Origin of the sequence: Sulfitobacter sp. EhC04 (genome assembly GCF_001650875.1) — a bacterium.
GTDB lineage: Bacteria > Pseudomonadota > Alphaproteobacteria > Rhodobacterales > Rhodobacteraceae > Sulfitobacter.
This window is the reverse complement of the sequence record NZ_LXYI01000031.1, coordinates 16,795-35,624: the sequence shown is the minus strand read 5'-3', so window position 1 is coordinate 35,624 and position 18,830 is coordinate 16,795. Positions and strand designations below refer to the sequence as shown.

Below are 18,830 nucleotides of genomic sequence, written 5' to 3'. Positions count from 1 at the left end.
TGTGTATTTTGGGAACAATGAAACATGGATGCTGAACAGGTCGAGGCGCTGTTTACCCGTGGGGACGGGAGTTTTGCCTTTGCGCGTTGGGGGCGGCCGGTCTGCCCGGTGGTCTTTGGCGTCGATGATGCCACGCTGTCGGTGGTCAAGGGGGCGGTCGAGGCGGTCTGCGGTCTGGCCGGACATGAGATGGGCGAGATGGACGCGGAGCTGGGCAGCAATCTGATGATGTTCTTCTTCCGCGACTGGTCGGAACTGGTGGCGGTGCCGGGCATGGACCGGCTGATGCCGGACCTCGCGCCACTGGTGGCCCGGCTGGAGGCGGCAGGGGCGAACCAGTACCGGTTCTTTCGCTTTGACAAGCGCGGCGCGATCAAGGCCTGTTTTGTCTTTCTGCGGATGGATGCAGATCTGAGTGCGGTTCCCGCGCATACGCTGGCATTGAGCCAGATCGTCCAGTCCATGTTGCTGTGGTCGGACCGCGCGTTCCAGGACCGGTCGCCGCTGGCCGTGGCGGGCGAGACGACGGTGCTGCAACCGGATGTGGCGGGGGTGCTGCGGGCGGCATATGATCCGGTGCTGCCGGTTGCGGCCCAGGACCCGGCCCATGCTTTGCGGCTGGCTGCACGTGTCGGAGTCCTGCAATGACCCATGTCTTTCCGGTCCGCATCTTTTATGAAGACACCGATATGGCGGGGATCGTCTATTACGCCAATTACCTGCGTTACATTGAACGGGCGCGGTCCGATATTGTTGAAGAGTTCGGCCTGGATCAGCGCGAGATGCGGGCGCAGGGCATCGTATTTGTCGTCACGCGGGTCGAGGCCGATTATCTGGGCACGGCCGGTTTCGGCGACCGGCTGGAGGTGCGCAGCACGCATTTCGCCAAGGGGGCGACGCGCTGGGTTTTCCATCAGGATGTCTGCCGTGAGGGCAAGGTCATCTTTCGCGCCGTGGTCACAGCCGTCTGCATGACAACCGGTGGCAAACCCACCAGATTGCCAGCAAAACTCCGCTCACTGCCCAAGGATGCGGCGGGTTGACGCCAATGTTCTGGCATTCCCGCTTGCACTGGGATAGGTTTGCGCCAAATAGCGCCTTGGAAAACAGGGCCGCAGAGGCACGCAGCCGCGACGCGGCGTCACAACAAGAGCAGGAATAATGGAAGCAGAAACGCTGGCATTGGCGCAGGAGATTGATTTCTCCGTGTGGGGACTTTTCGCGCGGGCGACGCTGGGGGTCAAACTGGTGATGATCATCCTGATCATTGCCTCCTTCTGGTCGTGGTCGATCATCGTGCAGAAGTTGTTGCAGTATCGCGTTGCGCGCTCGGAACAGAAGGCATTCGATCAGGCGTTCTGGTCAGGGGAGCCGCTGGACGCACTTTTCGACCAGATCGGCCCGGACCCCACTGGACCTGCGGAAAAGATATTCGCCGCAGGCATGACTGAATGGCAACGCTCGCATCGCGACGATGGCGGGTTGATCCCCGGTGCCACGGCGCGCATCGACCGGTCGATGGATGTGGCCATCGCAAAGGAGGCCGAGCGTCTGCAAGGCGGGCTGACCGTGCTGGCGACGGTTGGGTCATCCGCGCCCTTCATTGGTCTGTTTGGCACCGTGATCGGTATCATGAACGCCTTTGTCGAGATTGCAGCCCAGCAGAATACCAACCTGGCAGTTGTTGCCCCCGGCATTGCAGAGGCGCTGCTGGCCACGGGCCTGGGCCTGCTGGCGGCCATCCCGGCGGTGATTTTCTACAACAAGCTCAACGCGGATTCTGAGCGTATCATTGGCGCGCATGAGGCGTTTTCCGACGAATTCGCCACCATCCTGTCACGACAGCTGGACAGCTGAGCATGGGCGCGGGAGCGATCAAGAAACAGGGCGGCGGACGCGGACGGCGGCGCGGGCGCGCCCAACCGATGTCCGAGATCAACGTGACCCCTTTTGTGGACGTGATGCTGGTCCTGCTGATCATCTTCATGGTGGCGGCCCCGTTGCTGACGGTTGGCGTGCCGGTGGAACTGCCGAAAACTGCCGCCGGTGCCCTGCCGGCAGAGCAGGAAGAGCCGCTGACGGTCACCGTCAGTGCCGATGGCGCGGTGCAGATCCAGACCACCGAAGTGGCGCGCGATCAACTTGTGACCCGCCTGCGCGGGATTGCGGCGGAACGCGCCAGCGACCGGGTCTATCTGCGTGCCGATGGCAAAGTGCCTTATGCGCAGGTGATGGAGGTTATGGGCGCGCTGAACGCGGGCGGTTTTTCCAACATCGGGCTGGTGACCGACATCGGCGGTCCGGCGCTGGACAGTCCGGGGTCAGAGTGACGCTTGCGCCGCAACGATCTTCATATCGGGCATTATGTCTCGGGTGCCGGCCACCTGACAGTGATCGGCTGGCTGCTGCTGGGTAATATTTTCACCTCCGAGCCGCCGCCATTCGAGATGACCGAGGTGTCGGTGATTTCAAGCACGGATTTCGATGCGCTGGTTGCGGGGCAGCAATCGCCCGACACGGCGACCGAGGTGGCACAGCCCGCAGCACCCGAAGTGACTCCGGATCAGCCGGAGGTCACGGCAGAGCCGGACACGCAGATAGAGCAGCCCGCGCCGGTGCAGGCCGATCCGCCCGCCGATGACGCCCCGCCCGACGTGACGGAGCTGGCTTTGCCGCCGCAGACAGAGGTGACGGATACCCCGCCGGTATTGGACGAACCCGTTGGCGATCAGGCGGTGCTTGTGCCCGAGATTGCCCCCCAGGCTGCGCCCCGCCCGGTGGAACGGGTCGCCCCCGAACCCGTCGCACAGCCCGAGCCGGAGGCAACGCCCGATCCGGTCGAGCAGGAAGCCGTCACCCAGGACGAAACCGGCGATACCCCGCAGGAAACCCAGGAGGCCACCGCCCCAGAAGAAGCAACAACCGAGATCGTGACCGAGGCGACCAAGGCACCGGCCGCATCGCCGCGCCCACCGGGCCGACGCCCTGCCGCGCCGCCGGTGCAGGCCGCCGAAGCGCCACAGACCGCACCGGAACCGACTCCGCAGCCCGCGGCTGAGGCCCCGCAGGCCGATCCTGCGGTGAACAACGACGACATCATGGCCGCATTGGAAGCCGCGCAGGACGCGACCGAAGGCGCACAGGCCGACACACCCGCGCCTGCTGCCGCACCCAGCGGTCCGCCGCTGTCGGCGGGTGAAAAGGAAAGCCTGCGGGTTGCCGTATCCAACTGCTGGAACGTGGGATCGCTGTCTTCCGAGGCGCTGCGCACAACTGTGGTTGTCGCGGTTAACATGGCGCAGGACGGCACCCCCATCATCGGGTCGATCCAGATGATCGGCAGTGAGGGGGGATCATCTGCCGCTGCCAAACAGGCGTTCGAGGCGGCACGCCGCGCGATCATCCTGTGCGGATCGAAGGGCTATCAACTGCCTGCGGAGAAATATAGCCAGTGGCAGGAGATTGAAATGACCTTCAACCCCGAAAAGATGCGGGTAAAATGATGGAACAAGTGTCTATCCACAGGCATTATCTTGCTATGGTGTCATTTTGCGCGAACTTCCCCTCGAATTATCGGCAAAGCCGCGAAATAGTGGATTTACGTTTAAGCCCGAAAGGATGCTGACGAGATGAAATTGCGTTTTTTGAGCCTGTTCCTGGTGCTGGTCTGCGCCCTGTCCGGCGCGGTACAGGCCCAGCAGGGGCCGCTGCGGATCGAGATCACCGAAGGGGTGATCGAGCCTTTGCCCTTTGCGGTGCCCAGCTTTCAGCCTGAAAGCGCGGAATCCGGGCAGCTTGCCGGTGACATTTCTCGGGTGGTGTCGGAGGACCTGACGGGAACCGGCTTGTTCCGCGAGGTTCCGGCATCGGCCTTTATCTCCACCGTCAGCGATTTCAACGCGCCGGTGCAATATGCCGACTGGAAAGCGATCAACGCGCAGGCGCTGATCACCGGGGCGGTGAACGTGCAGGGCAATTCAGTCAACGTGAAGTTCCGGCTTTACGACGTGTTCTCGGGCGCGGAACTGGGTGATGGCCTTCAGTTTTCGGGGACCACCGAAGGCTGGCGGCGCATGGCGCATAAAGTGGCCGATGCGGTCTATAGCCGGATTACCGGGGAGGGTGCCTATTTCGACAGCCGCGTGGCCTATGTCTCTGAAACCGGTCCCAAGGATGCGCGTCAGAAGCGGTTGGCGATCATGGACTACGATGGGGCGAATGTTCAGTACCTGACCGATTCAGGTTCCATCGTGCTGGCGCCGCGCTTTTCGCCTTCTGGCGACCGGGTTCTGTACACCAGCTATGAAAGCGGCTTTCCGCGGATTTATGTGCTGGACATCGGCTCGGTCCAGCGCCGGGTGCTGGAAAGCGCCGAAGGCACCATGAGCTTTGCGCCGCGCTTCTCGCCCTCCGGGCAGACCGTGGTTTATTCGCTGACGCAGGGTGGTAACACGGACATCTACACAATGGATATCGCCAGCGGCCAGTCCGTGCGCCTGACCAATACCCCGTCGATCGAGACCGCGCCCAGCTACAGCCCCGATGGCAGCCGCATCGTGTTCGAAAGCGACCGCTCCGGCACCCAGCAGCTATATATCATGTCCGCCACCGGGGGAGAGCCGACGCGCATTTCCTTTGGAGAGGGGCGGTATGGCACGCCGGTCTGGTCTCCGCGTGGCGATCTGGTGGCCTTTACCAAGCAGAACAAGGGCCGTTTCCACATCGGTGTGATGCGGCTGGACGGCTCGGAAGAGCGTCTGCTGACCGCGTCGTTTCTGGATGAGGGGCCGACATGGGCCCCGAACGGCCGGGTGATCATGTTCGCCCGCGAAACCCAGGGCGCGGGCGGGTCATCGACCCTTTATTCGGTGGACATTTCCGGGCGCAACCTGCGGCCCGTGCGCACGCCCGAAGGGGGGTCGGACCCATCGTGGTCACCATTGCAAAAATAACACGTAGATGTCGTAGCAAATTTCCAATGGCCGCTGGCCTGTGCTACTAAAGGTTAACAAAAAGACGCCACCAAAGAGAGGCACCAAGATGAACAGATTTCTGACAAGCGGTATTTTGATTGCGGCACTTGCCATGGGGGCCTGTACCAACCCGGACCGCTTTGGCGCGGATGGTGCCGGTGCGGGCGCAAACGCAGGTGCCACTGGCGTGGTGCCGGGCAGCGCCAATGACCCGACCTCGACCGCATATTTCCAGCAGTCGATCGGTGACCGGGTGCTGTTCGAAGTGGACCAGTCGAACCTGACCGCCATTGGCCGCGCCACGCTGGACGGGCAGGCGCAGTGGCTGATGACAAATTCGGACTATCAGGCCGTGATCGAAGGCCATGCGGACGAACAGGGCACCCGTGAATACAACCTCGCCCTGGGCGCGCGCCGTGCCAATGCCGCGCAGGAATACCTGATCTCCAAGGGTGTCCCGGCAGGCCGCCTTCGGGTTGTAAGCTATGGCAAGGAGCGCCCGATCGAGATCTGCTCCGAAGAGGCCTGCTATGCCAAGAACCGCCGCGCGGTGACGGTCCTGGCTGGCGGCCTGACAAGTTGAGGCTGATCTGATGAAGATGCGTTTGGTATTGGGAATTGTGCTGGGGCTGATGATCAGCCCCGCCGCCGTGTTGGCGCAGGACGATCAGACGCTGGCGGATGTGCGGCAGGAATTGAACATCCTCTTTGTCGAGGTTCAGAAGCTGCGGCGCGAATTGTCTACCACGGGTGGCGCGTCGATCAGCACCGGGGGCTCTTCGGTGCTGGAGCGGGTGGGCGCGATGGAAAGCGAATTGCAGCGCCTGACCTCCAAGACCGAAGAACTGGAAAACCGTATCAACCGGATCGTCGACGACGGGACCCGGCGCATTGGCGACCTGGAATTCAGGCTGGTCGAGCTTGAAGGCGGCGATGTGGGTTCGCTGGGTCAGACAACGACACTTGGGGGGGAGGGGCAGGCTTCGGTGTCTGCACCGATGACCGCCCCGGCCACTCCGACGGGCGAGGCATCTCTTGCGGTTGGTGAAGAGGCCGATTTCAAGCGGGCGCAGGAGGCGCTCGCATCCGGTGACTTTCGCACCGCCGCAGACCTCTTTGCGACCTTCAACCAGACCTATCCGGGCGGCCCATTAGCCGCCGAGGCCGAATTGCGCCGTGGCGATGCCCTGCAGGGGCTGGGCGACTCCAAGGAGGCGGCACGCGCATTCCTGACCGCCTTCAGCACCGCGCCCGAAGGGCCGATGGCGCCACAGGCCCTTTTTGAACTGGGGCGCGCCCTGGGGCAGTTGGGGCAGACCCAGGAAGCCTGCGTCACTCTGTCCGAAGTCGGTGTGCGTTTCCCTTCGACCCCAGCGGTGACAGAGGCCGAAAACCAAAGGCTTGCGCTAGGGTGTAGTTGACGTGCCGACGGCCCGGCTGACCCAGCAGGTGAACAGCGCTTTCCTGCCACATCCGCCCGACAGAATTGCAGTCGCGGTTTCGGGCGGTGGCGATTCCATGGCGCTGCTGCACCTGCTGCATGGGTTTTGCAGGCTACACGGATCGCGGCTTTTTGCGGTGACCGTGAATCATCGCATCAGGCCGGGTTCGGCCAGGGAAGCAAAAGCCGTCGCTGCATATTGCGCGACGCTTGGTGTTCCCCACGATATCCTGATCTGGGACGGTTGGGATGGCACGGGCAACCTCCAGGCAGAGGCCCGCGATGCGCGTTATCAACGGATGTCCGAATGGGCAAAGGGGCGCGGTATCCGCACCATTGCGGTGGGCCATACTGCGGATGATCAGGCCGAAACGGTATTGATGCGCCTTGCGCGCCGCGCCGGCGTGGATGGGTTGTCGTCAATTCCGCCCCGGACCTCGCGCCATGGCATCCACTGGGTTCGGCCTCTGCTGGCTGTCACCCGCGCGGACCTGCGGGAATATCTGCGTGGCCAGCAGGTCAGCTGGGCGGAAGACCCGAGCAATAATGATCTGAGTTACGAACGCATCAGGTTCCGCAGGGCCCTGGCTGAACTGAGCGAACTGGGCATTGATGCAGACGGCCTTGCGACGGTGGCCGAACAGATGCGTCAGGCGCGCGTGGCTTTGAACTGGCAATCGTTCCTCGCGGCCCGCGATATGGCCCGCGTCGAGAAAGGTGCGGTTGCGCTGAATGAACGGCAGCTGCGGATTCAGCCCGAAGAAATTCGGCGCCGTCTGTTGGTCCATACCCTGGGCTGGATCAGCGGCAATCCCTATCCGCCCCGACGGGCCGCAGTTGCCACGCTGATGGCGGCGCTGCGCCGGGGGCTGGCATCGACAGTGGATGGGTGCCACACCCTGCGGGAGAAAGACACCATCTGGGTGTTCCGCGAACATAAGGCTGTGCAGGACATGCGGGTGCCGCCGGGCCTGCTGTGGGATTCACGCTGGCATGTCAGACCGGCCCGCGATGGGGTTTCCACCGACGGCATGTATATCGGTGCGATGGGTCCCCAGGGGGTCGAACAATGCAAAGATTGGCGTGCATCCGGGCTTCCGTTGCCTGTGGTGATGTCGTCACCCGCAGTGTGGCAAGGCGATACTCTTGTCGCGACACCCCTTGTCCGACCGGACCAAAACTGGCATGCGACGTTGGAAGGCGGAGAAGAGACATTCTTTGCCGGGCTAATATCGCATTGAAACTACTGTGATGATCCCTATCTTAGGTCAGTGTTCTATTTGGCCATTCGACATACACAACTCAGCCTCGATAGGCACCAATCGTTGTAATTAGGAGAACTTCCTTGGGAAATATGCGTAACCTCGCGTTTTGGGTCGTGTTGCTTTTGCTGGTATTGGCGCTGTTCAACCTCTTCAGCGGCTCAAACAATGCCCTGCAGAGCAACGAAGTGACCTATTCTGAATTTGTCAGCTCGGTTGAAAAGGGCGAAGTGCGCAATGCCACCCTGGACGGTGAGCAGGTGCGTTTTCGCAAGGCGGACGGGTCGGACTATGTCACGGTCAAGCCCGAGGATGCGGAGATCACCAATCTGCTGATCGACAACAACGTGCCGATCAAGGTGCGTCCGCAGGAACAATCGGGCTTTCAGACCTTCCTGATGTCACTGCTTCCCATCGCTTTGCTGATCGGTGTCTGGATCTATTTCATGAACCGGATGCAGGGCGGCGGCAAAGGCGGGGCCATGGGTTTTGGCAAGTCAAAGGCCAAGATGCTGACCGAGAAACATGGCCGGGTCACCTTTGACGACGTGGCAGGCATCGACGAGGCCAAGGAAGAACTTGAGGAGATCGTCGAATTCCTGCGCAACCCGCAGAAGTTCAGTCGCCTGGGTGGCAAGATCCCCAAGGGCGCGTTGTTGGTCGGCCCTCCGGGCACCGGTAAGACGCTGCTGGCGCGCGCCATCGCGGGTGAGGCGGGCGTGCCCTTTTTCACCATCTCCGGTTCCGACTTTGTCGAAATGTTCGTGGGCGTCGGCGCAAGCCGCGTGCGCGACATGTTCGAGCAGGCGAAAAAGAACGCCCCCTGCATCGTCTTCATCGACGAGATCGACGCCGTGGGCCGCCATCGTGGCGCGGGCTATGGCGGCGGCAACGATGAACGCGAGCAGACGCTGAACCAGCTTCTGGTCGAGATGGACGGTTTCGAGGCCAACGAAGGTGTGATCATCCTGGCCGCCACCAACCGGCGCGACGTGCTGGACCCCGCGCTGCTGCGTCCGGGCCGTTTCGACCGTCAGGTCACCGTGCCGAACCCCGACATCAAGGGCCGCGAGAAGATCCTTGGTGTCCATGCCCGCAAGACGCCACTTGGTCCCGACGTCGATCTGCGCATCATCGCACGCGGCACGCCCGGTTTCTCGGGTGCGGACCTGGCAAACCTGGTGAACGAGGCGGCCCTGATGGCCGCGCGTGTGGGTCGCAGGTTCGTGACCATGATCGACTTTGAACAGGCCAAGGACAAGGTCATGATGGGGCCGGAACGCCGCAGCATGGTCATGACCGCCGAGCAAAAGGAAATGACCGCCTATCATGAGGCTGGCCACGCGCTTGTCGGGATGTCGCTGCCCAAGTGTGATCCGGTCTACAAGGCCACGATCATCCCGCGCGGCGGTGCGCTGGGTATGGTGATGAGCCTGCCCGAAATGGACCGCCTGAACATGTTCAAGGATGAATGCCACCAGCGGCTGGCCATGACCATGGCGGGCAAGGCGGCGGAAATCCACAAGTATGGACCGGAGGCTGTGTCCAACGGCCCGGCTGGCGACATCCAGCAGGCCAGTGCACTGGCCCGTGCGATGGTGCTTCAGTGGGGCATGTCCGACAAGGTCGGCAACATCGACTATTCCGAAGCCGCGCAGGGCTATCAGGGCAATACGGCGGGTTTCTCCGTCTCTGCCAACACCAAGGAACTGGTGGAGAAAGAGGTCCAGAAGTTTATTCAGGACGGTTATGAATGGGCGAAGAAGATCATCGCCGAGAACGAGCAAAAGTTCGAGCGTCTCGCCCAGGGATTGCTGGAATATGAAACCCTGACCGGAGACGAGATCAAGCGCGTGATGGATGGCCTGCCGCCCTCCGATGAGAATGACGAGAGCGGCCCGGACGAGGGCAGCGCGCCCAGTGTCACCGCGATTCCCAAGGCCAAGGGCAAGGGCAAGAAACTGCCCCCCGCGGATGGTGGCCTGGAACCGGAACCAACCACCTGATCACAGCCATTGATCAGGGCGTAACAGAATGTCATCGGACCCCGCCACGGCGGGGTCTTTTCTTTTGCGCTTTGCCTGACCAGAGTGGCCGCACCCCAAAAGGAGCCGCGATCATGCCTGAACTACTGCCCACCGATCATACCGCGACCATCGTCTGGATGGGGATGGTGCCGCAGGACCGCAGCAACATCCGGTCACATGCCATCGACCGCGCCCGCGCCACCTATGCCGGGTTCGAGGGTGATTTTCATGCCGGCCTGACCAGACCCTCCTGCGTGCGGGTGAAATCGCAATACCCGCAGGGCACGGAAATCCGCAATACGCGGCAGTTCTCGATCCTGTCGGCAGAGGAGCTGGCGGACATCGCGGCCCAGATCGGGGTGGAAAAGCTGGACCCCCGCCTTCTGGGGGCGTCCATCGTGATGCAGGGCATTGCCGACTTTACCCATATTCCGCCGTCGTCCCGGTTGCAGTCGCCTTCCGGCACCACCCTGACCGTCGACATGCTGAACGGCCCCTGCAACCTTCCCGCGCGCGAGATCGAAAAGGAAGTGCCGGGGCAGGGCAAGGGTTTCAAGGCGGCGGCGAAGGGGCGCAGGGGTGTCACCGCCTGGGTCGAGCGCGAAGGCGACCTGGCCGTTGGCGATACATTGCGGCTGCATGTGCCGGGGCAGCGCGCCTGGGCACTGCTTTAGAGCGTCCCGCCTTTAACCTGACACAAGCCCCATCGCCGATGTCCCGAGAGCGCGAAGCGCGGCAGGGTATTGGCGATTCAAGTTTAAGGCGGGGCGCTTTACAGCGTCCCGCCTTTAACCTGATACACTCCGTATCGCCGATGTCCCGAGAGCGCGAAGCGCGGCAGGGTATCGGCGATTCAAGTTTAAGGCGGGGCGCTTTAGTGGCGCTGGTTTCCAAAAAGAAACGGTTTATGGGTCCACCGCCGCATCGGGTGGTGGAAATGTCGGAATTGCGACCTGTGGAACGGACGATTGCACGATAAGAGGGGCAAACGGCACATCGGTCTTTAGGGGAACCCTCACATGGCTTACAAATCTGACATCGAAATCGCACGCGCAGCGAAGAAACGCCCCATTCAGGAGATTGGTGAGAAGCTTGGGATCGGCAGCGACGACCTGCTGCCCTATGGCCATGACAAGGCGAAGGTCAGCCAGACCTTCATCGACAGCGTGCAAGGCAACACCAACGGCAAGCTGATCCTGGTAACAGCGATCAACCCGACCCCTGCGGGCGAGGGCAAGACAACCACCACCGTCGGGCTGGGCGACGGTCTGAATCGGATCGGCAAAAAAGCTGCCGTTTGTATCCGCGAGGCGTCACTGGGACCGAACTTCGGGATGAAGGGCGGCGCCGCAGGCGGCGGCTATGCGCAGATCGTGCCGATGGAAGAAATGAACCTGCACTTCACCGGCGATTTCCACGCGATCACCTCGGCACACAACCTGCTGTCGGCGATGATCGACAACCACATCTATTGGGGCAACGCGCTTGAGATCGACACCCGCCGTGTCGTCTGGCGGCGTGTGCTGGACATGAACGACCGCGCGCTGCGCACCATCACCGCATCCCTGGGTGGCGTTGCCAACGGCTTCCCGCGCGAGGCGGGTTTTGACATCACCGTGGCTTCCGAGGTCATGGCGATCCTGTGTCTGGCCAAGAACCTGGCCGACCTTGAAAAGCGCCTGGGTGATATGATCGTGGCCTATACCCGCGAGAAAAAGCCGATCTTCGCCCGTGATATCAAGGCGGATGGCGCGATGACTGTCCTGCTGAAGGATGCGATGCAGCCGAACCTGGTGCAGACGCTGGAGAACAACCCGGCCTTCGTGCATGGAGGACCCTTCGCGAACATCGCGCATGGCTGCAACTCGGTCATCGCGACAACAACGGCGCTGAAACTGGCGGACTACGTGGTGACGGAAGCAGGCTTTGGTGCCGATCTGGGGGCGGAGAAGTTCCTGAACATCAAATGCCGCAAGGCAGGGCTCGCGCCTTCGGCGGTTGTGGTTGTGGCAACAGTCCGCGCCATGAAAATGAACGGCGGTGTCGCCAAGGCCGACCTGGGCACCGAGAATGTCGAGGCCGTGAATGCGGGTTGCGCGAACCTGGGCCGTCACATCGAGAACGTGAAGAGCTTTGGCGTGCCGGTGGTCGTTGCGATCAACCACTTCGTCACCGATACCGATGCCGAAGTGCAGGCGGTCAAGGACTACGTGGCTTCGCAAGGCTCCGAAGCGGTGCTGTCGCGTCATTGGGAGCTGGGGTCTGAAGGTTCTGCCGATCTGGCGACCAAGGTGGTCGAGACCATCGAGAAAGGCGAGGCGAAGTTCGCCCCGATCTATCCGGACGAGATGAGCCTGGCAGACAAGATCAACACCATCGCAACAAAGATCTACCGCGCCGATGGAGCCTTGATGGACAACAAGATCCGCAGCCAGCTGAAGGAATGGGAAGATCAGGGCTATGGCAACCTGCCGGTCTGTATGGCAAAGACGCAGTACAGCTTTACCACCGATCCCGAACGTCGCGGTGCGCCCACGGGTTTTGACATCCCCGTACGCGAGGTGCGGCTGTCTGCAGGTGCCGGTTTTGTGGTTGCCATCTGCGGTGAGATCATGACGATGCCCGGCCTGCCGCGCGTGCCCTCGGCAGAGAACATCAAGCTGAACGCGGACGGGGACGTGGAAGGGTTGTTTTAAGGCGCTTGGCAAAGTCAGGCGACTGGCGGGGTGAGCGTCCGGCGCAGCCGGGCGCGGCCCCGCCCCCTCAATTTTGGAGAGATAGATGACGGCGACGATCATTGACGGCAAAGCCTTTGCGGCCCGTGTCCGCGCGCAGGTGGCAGGGCATGTGACCCGGCTGAAAGACGACCACGGCATCACGCCCGGCCTGGCTGTGGTCCTGGTGGGGGAGGACCCCGCGTCGGAGGTCTATGTCCGGTCCAAGGGCAAGATGACCGTCGAGGTCGGCATGAAATCGGTCGAGCACAAGTTGGAGGCGGATACCTCCGAGGCGGACCTGCTGGCCCTGATCGACCAGCTTAACAACGATCCGGAAATCCACGGTATCCTTGTGCAATTGCCGCTGCCGAAGCATCTGAACGAGGATCTGGTGATCAACTCAATTGATCCGGCCAAGGATGTGGACGGGTTCCATATCTCCAACGTCGGGCTGCTGGGGACGGGGCAAAAGAGCATGGTGCCCTGTACGCCGCTGGGCTGTCTGATGATGCTGCGCGATCATCACGGGTCGATCTCAGGCATGGATGCAGTGGTGATCGGGCGGTCCAACATCGTGGGCAAGCCGATGGCGCAATTGCTGCTGGGCGACAGCTGTACCGTGACCATCGCGCACAGCCGCACCAAGGACCTTGCCGATGTGGTGCGCCGCGCCGATATTGTCGTGGCTGCCGTTGGCCGCCCCGAGATGGTGCCGGGCGACTGGATCAAGGAAGGGGCCACCGTGATCGACGTGGGCATCAACCGGCTGGACGCGCCGGAAAAGGGCGCGGGAAAGACCCGGCTCGTGGGTGACGTGGACTATGAAAGCTGCGCCGCACGGGCAGGGGCCATCACCCCGGTGCCGGGTGGCGTTGGCCCGATGACAATCGCCTGCCTGCTGGCAAATACCGTCACCGCCTGTTGCCGTGCCAACGGGCTGGACGAGCCCGAGGGCCTGACCGCCTAGAAGGTCGTTGCAAAGACGACCGCGTGCATGATCCGGCCGGGTAACAGCGTGAAGCCCCCCGCGACGACCAGCGCGCCAAAAACCAGCGCCCGCATGATGCGGGCGTGCCTGCGCCGGTCGTGCCGCCGCGCGGCCCGCACGCCCCCGACCAGGCTGACCAGCGTGATGACCGACAGAATGTGGGTCGGTCCAAACGGCCCGACCCAGCGCAGCTGATTGATCCAGAAACTGGACAGGGCCACGGCAGCCATCATCAGAACCCAGGTCCAGCCCAGTTTTCGATGCAGGCGGCTGCCCTTGCGCAGGGTCAGGATGATTACGGTCAGAACAACAGCGGCCAGTGCCAGAAAGGCATGGATCTGGACGACGGCAGGGGCAGCAAAAAGCGGGGCGAATGACATGGCAAACCTTGTGTTTTAACGGGTTGCCTTTGCATGGCAGGATGGACCATTCAGACACAGTGGCATTACGCGAACTGCGGCAGTGCTTCGTGAATGGCAAAGAGAAGGCGGCAGATGCATCTGACGCATCGTGAACGGCAACGGCTTGGTTTTCTGGTGGCATTATGGCTGCTGGTGACCCTGCTTTGCGCGGTTGCGGGCCCCTTCGGCACCAATGAGGCGTTGGGCTTTCCAGGCCGCACTGCCTATTGGGCGGGGGTCGTGGCGCTGTCGATCCTGTGCAGCGCTTTGGCGGGGCGTTTTGTACCTGACAGCCCGTCACGCAAACTCGCCTTCTGGTCCGTCTTTGCGCTTGTCCTCGCGACCGTGATCCATGGGATCAACAGCCTTGTCTTTGCCAGACAAGCCGCCGGAAGCCTTGGATATATGATCACCATCGTCGGCGCGACGGTCCTGGTGGCAAACGGGCTGTTCTACCTTGCACGCAGGGGTTTGGCCGCCCCGGAGCCGGAAACGGAAACGCAGCCCGCAGATCCCGCTGCTATGTTTCTGCGCCGACTTCCGCTGGAACTGCGCGGCCCGCTGGTGCGGATCGAGGCGCAGGATCACTATCTCAACGTCGTCACTGCCAAGGGCAGCGCCCTGATCCTGATGCGGTTGGGCGAGGCGGTCGAAGCACTGGACGGCGTGCGGGGCCTGCAAACCCATCGCTCCCATTGGGTCAGCCTGGACGCCGTCACCGCCCATCGGCGTGTGCAGGGGCGGGATGTGCTGGTGATGTCGGACGGTGCCGACGTTCCGGTGGCACGCGGCAAACGGGAGGCGGCAAAAGAGGCGGGGTTGTTCTGAGAGGGTGCCGGTTCAGATCGGGACCGGCACCATCGTGCCTTGCAGGACGGCGATCAGTTTTCGCGTGCCGTCTGTTTCCGCAAAGACTTCAGATGTGACAACACACAGCCGTTTTCCGGGTTTCACCACTTTTCCAATCGCAAGCAGGCGGTCGCCCCGCGCCGGGGCCAGAAGGTTGATCTTGATTTCCGCCGTCACGACCTCGTTGTCCAATGGCAGCACCGACAGCGCCGCGTAGCCGGCGGCGGTATCGCCCAGGGCAAAGGTCAGCGCCGCGTGGCCGAAGCCTTGCTGTTGCCGTGCGCCGGGCAGGATCGGGGCCGAAATGCGGATGTCACCGCTGCCGACGGCTTCAAGGGAGGCGCCGAGCGTGGCCATCATGCTTTGCGCGGCAAAGCTGTCTTGGATGCGCTGAATGGCTTCTGGCGACATGAAGGGTCCTATCTTGGCATGGGGATCGTGACGGGCGTCTTGCCGGTCAGGATGGCGCGGGCTTCGGGCCGCATCAAGGCGCAAAGCACCTCTGAGTGGCTGCGCAATCCGCCGGTATAGGTGCCATAGGCGGGCAGGATCAGCCGGTCACTGTCATAAAGGAACGCGGGCCGGGTGATGCGGGCACTGCGGGTGCTGACGCTGGCCTTGGGATGGTAATGGCCCGAAACCTCGCCGCTGGCACCTGCCTGGGCGATATGGCGAAAGGTCAGCGGTGCCAGCGGCAGTTCCACCAGATGACTGCCGCCAAGGTCCATCGGGCCGGGGTCATGGTTGCCCTCGATCCAGATCCAGCGCCGCCCGGCCTGCATCCGCGCGATCCACAACCGTTCCTCCTGGGGCAGGGCGCGGGCGGCATCGGCATCGTCAAAGCTGTCGCCAAGGCAGATCACCGTCCGCGCCCCGGACAGCGCCAGGTCAGCGGCCAGCCGGGTCAACGTGTCGCGGGTGTCATAGGGCGGCAAGGCAGCCCCGCCGCGCCGGGCGATCCGCTCGGACTTGCCAAGATGCAGATCGCTGACGCAGAGCAGGCCTTGCTCCGGCCACCACAGCGCCCCGGAACCGAGCGCGGTCAGCTGTGTCCCGGAAAGGGTGAAATCATATCCGTTCATCCTTTGTTCATGTTTGAAAGGGTCAGGTTTGGCAAGGGGGGATGGAGAAGGTGTCGCGTGACTGTAGCGTGACGCGAAAATCTGCAGTGATTTACAGAGATATTTGCAGCAAATGATTCCCAGGTTTGGCTGCATTTTCGGGTCCGTTTCTTTGGGAGTATCGGCCGATATTGGACATTCGTGGTTGGCGCAACTAAGGGCAGGTCTGAGCCCGAAGTTACATTGCAACATAGGGCAGCGCTCGACCGCGGGTGGGCATTGGAACATTGGTGGGTGCCACTTTATTTCTCGACTTTGACGTGCTGCTTATTAATCGCATTACGGAGAGAAAGCGCCCGCCCATGGGGCGGTCGGGGGCTGCCCGGCGGTGCTGCGCACCTTGATTCCGGGCTTTGGTCAAAGTTTGCTAAGTCCGCATGGCTGACCTCCATGCAGAGCGCAGCGAGCAGCCGCTCTCGATCCTTCACCTCGCAAACACCTCCCGCACCTCCGGCTGGGCGATCAGCGACAACACAAACCGCCCCTTGGTCCCCGCCAGCCACTCGGTCAGGCCACCTGCTCCCGCGCTCAGAACCCCGCCCGCCATTTCGGTTTGTTCGACGGGGCCGGGGTGATCTGCGCGAGGCCGGAGGTTTCCATCAGCCGCGCGGCCTCTTCGGCCAGCAGGCGTTCCTCGGCTTCGGCCTTGACCGGGACCCGGCCCATTTCCAGAAACAGTGGGGCGGCCAGCGGCGTCACGCGGGACAGGCGGCGGTGGTCGATGCGGCCGCCGATGCGGGCCAGCATCTCTTCGATGCGGCCAAAATCCACCAGCCCGCGCAGGGCCTCTTCGCGGGTGATCTGCAACATCAGATGGTCGGGGTCGTAGCGCATCAGCGTGTCATAGAGGATGTCGGAGGAGAACGTCGCCTGCCGCCCCGACTTGCGCGCTGACGGGCTGTTCCGTTCGATCAGCCCCGCAATGGTGGCAGAGGCGCGAAAGGTGCGTTTCATCACCGCATTGCCTGCCAGCCATGTCTCCAGCCCCTCGTGCAGGGCGGCAGGGTCAAACAGCGGCGCGGGGTCTTTGAGCGCCTCCAGCCCCCAGATCAGCGTGGCGTAATCGGTGGCGACAAAGCCCAGCGGGTGCAGGCCCAGTTCCTCCATCCGCTTGGTCAGCAAGAGGCCGAGCGTCTGCATTCCGTTGCGCCCGGCAAAGCCGTAGACCACGGTCTGTTCGCGCCCGTCGTGGGGGAAGCTTTCGATCAGCAGGCGGCCCGGCTGTGGTAACTGGCTGACGTCGCGCTGCAGATGCAGCCATTCGGCGGTGTGGCGCGGCAGGTCGGGCCAACTCTCTTGGGTGAACATCTGCTGCACGCGGGCGGAAAGCTGGGTCGAGGTGGCGAATTTCGTGCCCATGAAGGTGGCGATTTTCGGTTTTTTGGCGGCGTCCCGGCTGACCTCCACGGTCATGTCGCGCAGGCCTTCGTATTTCACGATCTGCCCGCCGATCAGGAAGGTGTCGCCGGGGGTCAGCGAGGCGGCAAAGCCTTCCTCGATCTCGCCCAGGGGCTTGCCGCCCCGGTTGCGCTTCATCCGGACCTTGAGCGTATCGGTGTCCTGTATCGTGCCGATGTTCATCCGGATGCGCTGCGCCGCGCGGGGATCGCGCAGCTGCCACAACCCGTCGGGGCGTTGCAGCAGCCGTTGCCAGCGGTCATAGGCGCGCAGGGCGTAGCCGCCTGTGGCGCAAAAGGCGAGGCAGGCGTCGAAATCAGCGCGGGAGAGGGCGGCATAGGCCCCGGCAGAGGTGACTTCGGTATAGAGCGCGTCGGCGTCGAAAGGTCCGGCGCATGCGGCAATCAGGATGTGTTGGCAGAGCACGTCGCGCGGGCCGGGGCCGCGCGGGTCACCGTCCAGTTCTCCGTCCAGCACGGCCTCAAGGGCGGCGACACATTCCACCACTTCAAAGCGATTGGCGGGCACCAGCAGCGCCTTGGACGGCGCGTTGTAGCGGTGGTTTGCGCGTCCGATCCGCTGCACCAGACGTTTCACGTTCTTGGGCGCGCCGATCTGGATCACCAGGTCCACATCGCCCCAGTCGATGCCGAGATCGAGACTGCCGGTACAGACGATGGCGCGCAGATCGCCCCGCACCATCGCTGCCTCGACCCGCGTGCGTTGTTCGCGGTCGAGGCTGCCGTGGTGGATGCCGATGGGCAGGCTGTCTTCGTTCGCAAGCCAGAGGTTGTGAAAGAAGATTTCCGCCTGAGCGCGGGTGTTGTGGAAAATCAGCGTGGTCCGGTGCTTGCGCACCTCCTCCAGCACCGCCGGAATCGCGTAGGCAGCACCGCCACCGGACCAGGGCGGGGCTTCCTCTGTGCGCAGCATCCGGATGTCGGGGGCCGGGCCGGGGTCGGCCAGCAGGATCTCGCAGGGGTCGGGGTGGCGGGCCATCAGGTGCGCGATGGCGGCAGGGTCCTCCACCGTGGCGGAAAGGCCCACGCGCTTGAGGTCGGGGCAGAGGGTCTGCAACCGCGCCAGCGCCAGCATCAACTGGTCGCCGCGCTTGCTTTCGGCCAGAGCGTGGATTTCGTCGATCACCACCCGCTTGAGACCGCGAAACATGCGCGGGGCGTCCTCGTAACTTGTTAACAGTGCCAGGCTTTCCGGCGTGGTCAGGAAGATATGCGGCGGGTCCGCGCGTTGCCGTTTGCGGCGGCTGGCGGGGGTATCGCCGGTGCGTTCGTCGATGGTGACGGGCAGTTGCATCTCTTGCACCGGGGTGGTCAGGTTGCGCTTGATGTCGGCCGCCAGCGCCTTGAGGGGCGAGATATAGAGGGTGTGCATCCCCTCGTGTCGGCCCTCGGCCAGGTCGATCAGCGTGGGCAGGAAACCCGACAGCGTCTTGCCGCCCCCCGTGGGCGCGATCAGCAGCAGGGCGGGCGCATCGGCACGGTCCAGCATGGCCTGCTGGTGCGGGTGGATCGACCAGCCCTTGGCGGTGAACCAGTCTGTGAAGAGGGGGGGCAAGGGGCGCATGGAGCGCAAGTTAGCATGGGATGGACCGGGGGCCAGCCCCCGGACCGCCGGAGGCATTTTTGGCATAGG

General features: G+C 63.0%; 18 protein-coding genes. 14 read left to right on the top strand and 4 right to left on the bottom strand.

Translation table 11 applies throughout. The features are described 5' to 3' along the window. Positions 1-24 precede the first annotated feature (24 nt). The 13 genes from A8B82_RS14290 to folD all read left to right on the top strand — a co-directional run bounded on the left by A8B82_RS14290 (position 25) and on the right by folD (position 13,387). Positions 25-648 (top strand): hypothetical protein, encoded by a 624-nt coding sequence (locus A8B82_RS14290; protein ID WP_067293657.1) that lies wholly within the window; start codon positions 25-27, stop codon positions 646-648. Beyond that, positions 645-1,043 (top strand): YbgC/FadM family acyl-CoA thioesterase, encoded by a 399-nt coding sequence (locus A8B82_RS14285; protein WP_067293654.1) that lies wholly within the window; start codon positions 645-647, stop codon positions 1,041-1,043. The genes A8B82_RS14290 and A8B82_RS14285 overlap by 4 nt, the downstream gene beginning before the upstream one ends. A 118-nt stretch (positions 1,044-1,161) precedes the next feature. Continuing rightward, on the top strand, positions 1,162-1,857 hold the full coding sequence (gene tolQ / locus A8B82_RS14280; protein ID WP_067293651.1) for a protein TolQ: 696 nt from the start codon (positions 1,162-1,164) through the stop codon (positions 1,855-1,857). A 2-nt stretch (positions 1,858-1,859) separates the two neighbouring features. Then, positions 1,860-2,330 carry a protein TolR gene (gene tolR / locus A8B82_RS14275; RefSeq protein WP_067293648.1) on the top strand — a complete coding sequence of 157 codons (471 nt, stop codon included), beginning with the start codon at positions 1,860-1,862 and terminating at the stop codon, positions 2,328-2,330. A gap of 3 nt (positions 2,331-2,333) precedes the next feature. Next, the gene (locus A8B82_RS14270) at positions 2,334-3,503 is read left to right on the top strand and encodes an energy transducer TonB (protein WP_067293646.1); all 1,170 of its coding nucleotides are present in this window, start codon (positions 2,334-2,336) and stop codon (positions 3,501-3,503) included. Positions 3,504-3,629: 126 nt separating this feature from the next. Next, positions 3,630-4,952, top strand: a complete 1,323-nt coding sequence (gene tolB / locus A8B82_RS14265; protein ID WP_067293645.1) for a Tol-Pal system beta propeller repeat protein TolB — start codon at positions 3,630-3,632, stop codon at positions 4,950-4,952. Between the two features lie 88 nt (positions 4,953-5,040). After that, on the top strand, positions 5,041-5,556 hold the full coding sequence (pal, locus tag A8B82_RS14260) for a peptidoglycan-associated lipoprotein Pal (protein WP_067293642.1): 516 nt from the start codon (positions 5,041-5,043) through the stop codon (positions 5,554-5,556). Between the two features lie 16 nt (positions 5,557-5,572). Next, positions 5,573-6,394 (top strand): tol-pal system protein YbgF, encoded by an 822-nt coding sequence (gene ybgF / locus A8B82_RS14255; protein ID WP_067293767.1) that lies wholly within the window; start codon positions 5,573-5,575, stop codon positions 6,392-6,394. Position 6,395: 1 nt separating this feature from the next. Then, on the top strand, positions 6,396-7,655 hold the full coding sequence (gene tilS / locus A8B82_RS14250; protein ID WP_235604701.1) for a tRNA lysidine(34) synthetase TilS: 1,260 nt from the start codon (positions 6,396-6,398) through the stop codon (positions 7,653-7,655). A gap of 104 nt (positions 7,656-7,759) precedes the next feature. After that, entirely contained in the window at positions 7,760-9,682 is a 1,923-nt protein-coding gene (ftsH, locus tag A8B82_RS14245) for an ATP-dependent zinc metalloprotease FtsH (RefSeq protein ID WP_067293641.1), read from the top strand. Between the two features lie 113 nt (positions 9,683-9,795). After that, the gene (locus A8B82_RS14240) at positions 9,796-10,377 is read left to right on the top strand and encodes an MOSC domain-containing protein (protein ID WP_067293638.1); all 582 of its coding nucleotides are present in this window, start codon (positions 9,796-9,798) and stop codon (positions 10,375-10,377) included. Between the two features lie 345 nt (positions 10,378-10,722). Further along, on the top strand, positions 10,723-12,399 hold the full coding sequence (locus A8B82_RS14235; RefSeq protein WP_067293635.1) for a formate--tetrahydrofolate ligase: 1,677 nt from the start codon (positions 10,723-10,725) through the stop codon (positions 12,397-12,399). Between the two features lie 85 nt (positions 12,400-12,484). Further along, positions 12,485-13,387, top strand: coding sequence for a bifunctional methylenetetrahydrofolate dehydrogenase/methenyltetrahydrofolate cyclohydrolase FolD (gene folD / locus A8B82_RS14230; RefSeq protein WP_067293632.1), 903 nt, complete (start codon positions 12,485-12,487; stop codon positions 13,385-13,387). On the opposite strand, the gene A8B82_RS14225 is transcribed toward folD, so the two are convergent. Beyond that, complete coding sequence (locus tag A8B82_RS14225; RefSeq protein WP_067293629.1) at positions 13,384-13,788, bottom strand: DUF2306 domain-containing protein; 405 nt, start codon at positions 13,786-13,788, stop codon at positions 13,384-13,386. The two genes, folD and A8B82_RS14225, sit on opposite strands and share 4 nt — an antisense overlap. Positions 13,789-13,902: 114 nt before the next feature. Between A8B82_RS14225 and A8B82_RS14220 the strand changes: the two genes are divergently transcribed. After that, complete coding sequence (locus A8B82_RS14220) at positions 13,903-14,637, top strand: LytTR family DNA-binding domain-containing protein (protein ID WP_067293626.1); 735 nt, start codon at positions 13,903-13,905, stop codon at positions 14,635-14,637. A 12-nt stretch (positions 14,638-14,649) separates the two neighbouring features. Here the strand turns inward: A8B82_RS14220 and A8B82_RS14215 are convergent, their stop codons facing one another. The 3 genes from A8B82_RS14215 to A8B82_RS14205 form a co-directional block, all read right to left on the bottom strand. Then, entirely contained in the window at positions 14,650-15,069 is a 420-nt protein-coding gene (locus A8B82_RS14215) for a PaaI family thioesterase (RefSeq protein ID WP_067293624.1), read from the bottom strand. A gap of 8 nt (positions 15,070-15,077) precedes the next feature. Further along, positions 15,078-15,740, bottom strand: a complete 663-nt coding sequence (gene pdeM / locus A8B82_RS14210) for a ligase-associated DNA damage response endonuclease PdeM (protein ID WP_067293621.1) — start codon at positions 15,738-15,740, stop codon at positions 15,078-15,080. Between the two features lie 567 nt (positions 15,741-16,307). Then, positions 16,308-18,761 (bottom strand): ligase-associated DNA damage response DEXH box helicase, encoded by a 2,454-nt coding sequence (locus A8B82_RS14205; protein ID WP_067293619.1) that lies wholly within the window; start codon positions 18,759-18,761, stop codon positions 16,308-16,310. Between the last annotated feature and the right edge of the window lie 69 nt (positions 18,762-18,830).

Bases quoted from the DNA above. Each gene is read 5' to 3' on its own strand.
- A8B82_RS14290 (WP_067293657.1), top strand. From the start codon at position 25: ATGGATGCTGAACAGGTCGAGGCGCTGTTTACCCGTGGGGACGGGAGT.
- A8B82_RS14285 (WP_067293654.1), top strand. From the start codon at position 645: ATGACCCATGTCTTTCCGGTCCGCATCTTTTATGAAGACACCGATATG.
- tolQ (WP_067293651.1), top strand. From the start codon at position 1,162: ATGGAAGCAGAAACGCTGGCATTGGCGCAGGAGATTGATTTCTCCGTG.
- tolR (WP_067293648.1), top strand. From the start codon at position 1,860: ATGGGCGCGGGAGCGATCAAGAAACAGGGCGGCGGACGCGGACGGCGG.
- tolB (WP_067293645.1), top strand. From the start codon at position 3,630: ATGAAATTGCGTTTTTTGAGCCTGTTCCTGGTGCTGGTCTGCGCCCTG.
- pal (WP_067293642.1), top strand. From the start codon at position 5,041: ATGAACAGATTTCTGACAAGCGGTATTTTGATTGCGGCACTTGCCATG.
- ybgF (WP_067293767.1), top strand. From the start codon at position 5,573: ATGCGTTTGGTATTGGGAATTGTGCTGGGGCTGATGATCAGCCCCGCC.
- A8B82_RS14240 (WP_067293638.1), top strand. From the start codon at position 9,796: ATGCCTGAACTACTGCCCACCGATCATACCGCGACCATCGTCTGGATG.
- A8B82_RS14235 (WP_067293635.1), top strand. From the start codon at position 10,723: ATGGCTTACAAATCTGACATCGAAATCGCACGCGCAGCGAAGAAACGC.
- folD (WP_067293632.1), top strand. From the start codon at position 12,485: ATGACGGCGACGATCATTGACGGCAAAGCCTTTGCGGCCCGTGTCCGC.
- A8B82_RS14225 (WP_067293629.1), bottom strand. From the start codon at position 13,788: ATGTCATTCGCCCCGCTTTTTGCTGCCCCTGCCGTCGTCCAGATCCAT.
- A8B82_RS14220 (WP_067293626.1), top strand. From the start codon at position 13,903: ATGCATCTGACGCATCGTGAACGGCAACGGCTTGGTTTTCTGGTGGCA.
- A8B82_RS14215 (WP_067293624.1), bottom strand. From the start codon at position 15,069: ATGTCGCCAGAAGCCATTCAGCGCATCCAAGACAGCTTTGCCGCGCAA.
- pdeM (WP_067293621.1), bottom strand. From the start codon at position 15,740: ATGAACGGATATGATTTCACCCTTTCCGGGACACAGCTGACCGCGCTC.
- A8B82_RS14205 (WP_067293619.1), bottom strand. From the start codon at position 18,761: ATGCGCCCCTTGCCCCCCCTCTTCACAGACTGGTTCACCGCCAAGGGC.